This is a genomic window from Vibrio sp. V08_P9A1T1, assembly GCF_963874405.1.
Taxonomy (GTDB): Bacteria; Pseudomonadota; Gammaproteobacteria; order Enterobacterales; family Vibrionaceae; genus Vibrio; species Vibrio anguillarum.
In genome coordinates, this window is the sequence record NZ_CAWNIB010000270.1 from 1 (window position 1) to 1,141 (window position 1,141).

Genomic DNA, 1,141 nt, shown 5'->3' on the forward strand with positions numbered 1-1,141 from the left:
ATTTAGCATTTATATGTTTTACTAAGGCCATTCATCATTCACCGTTTAGGACTGGGATATGGCTTTCAATTTACGCAACCGCAACTTTCTCAAACTGCTCGATTTCACGCCGAAAGAGATCCAATTTCTGCTCGATCTCTCTGCTGATCTCAAAAAAGCGAAATACGCCGGATCAGAACAGAAAAGATTAGCGGGTAAAAATATTGCGCTGATTTTTGAGAAAGCCTCAACACGGACGCGATGTGCATTTGAAGTGGCCGCGTTTGATCAAGGCGCTCAAGTCTCTTACATCGGGCCATCAGGGTCGCAAATTGGTCATAAAGAGTCGATGAAAGACACCGCGCGCGTACTCGGAAGAATGTACGATGGCATCCAATATCGCGGTTTTGGACAAGAAATTGTCGAAGAGCTTGGCGCACATGCTGGCGTTCCTGTATGGAACGGGCTCACCAACGAGTTCCACCCAACACAGATTTTAGCTGACTTTTTAACCATGATTGAGCATGGCCGTGGTAAGCAGTTGCACCAAGTGTCACTGGCTTATCTAGGCGATGCACGCAATAACATGGGCAATTCACTAATGGTGGGCGCAGCAAAAATGGGCATGGATATTCGCCTCGTCGCACCCAAACAGTTTTGGCCAGAAACATCACTCGTCACCACTTGCCAAGAAATTGCCAAGCAGACGGGAGCTAAAATCACGCTCACTGAAAATGTGCAAGAAGGCGTGCAAGGATGCGATTTTCTCTATACCGACGTTTGGGTTTCCATGGGCGAATCAGCCGATGCATGGGATGAACGCGTGGCCTTAATGACGCCTTACCAAATCAATATGAATGTGATTAAGCAAACTGGTAATCCACAGGTAAAATTTATGCACTGCTTGCCTGCGTTTCATAACGACGAAACCACCGTAGGCAAAGAGGTGGCGGAAAAATATGGTATGAAAGGTTTGGAAGTCACCGAAGAGGTGTTTGAGTCTGAATATTCGATTGTGTTTGATGAAGCTGAAAACCGCATGCACACCATCAAAGCTGTGATGGTCGCAACCCTCGGCGCTTAAAAAACAAGGCAACAATGGATCGAAGCCCGATGAACTTACATGAGTAAGTGATTTGGGTGAGTGAAAGCAGCTAACGCC

General features: G+C 46.5%; 1 protein-coding gene. It reads left to right on the plus strand.

Annotated features, from left to right (window positions below):
- Window positions 1-58: 58 nt before the first annotated feature.
- Window positions 59-1,063 carry an ornithine carbamoyltransferase gene (gene argF / locus AACT21_RS12635; RefSeq protein ID WP_094164538.1) on the plus strand — a complete coding sequence of 335 codons (1,005 nt, stop codon included), beginning with the start codon at window positions 59-61 and terminating at the stop codon, window positions 1,061-1,063.
- The last annotated feature ends 78 nt before the right edge of the window (window positions 1,064-1,141 follow it).

What these genes read in the sequence shown, in the direction of transcription:
- argF (WP_094164538.1), top strand. Translation starts at nt 59, where the DNA reads ATGGCTTTCAATTTACGCAACCGCAACTTTCTCAAACTGCTCGATTTC.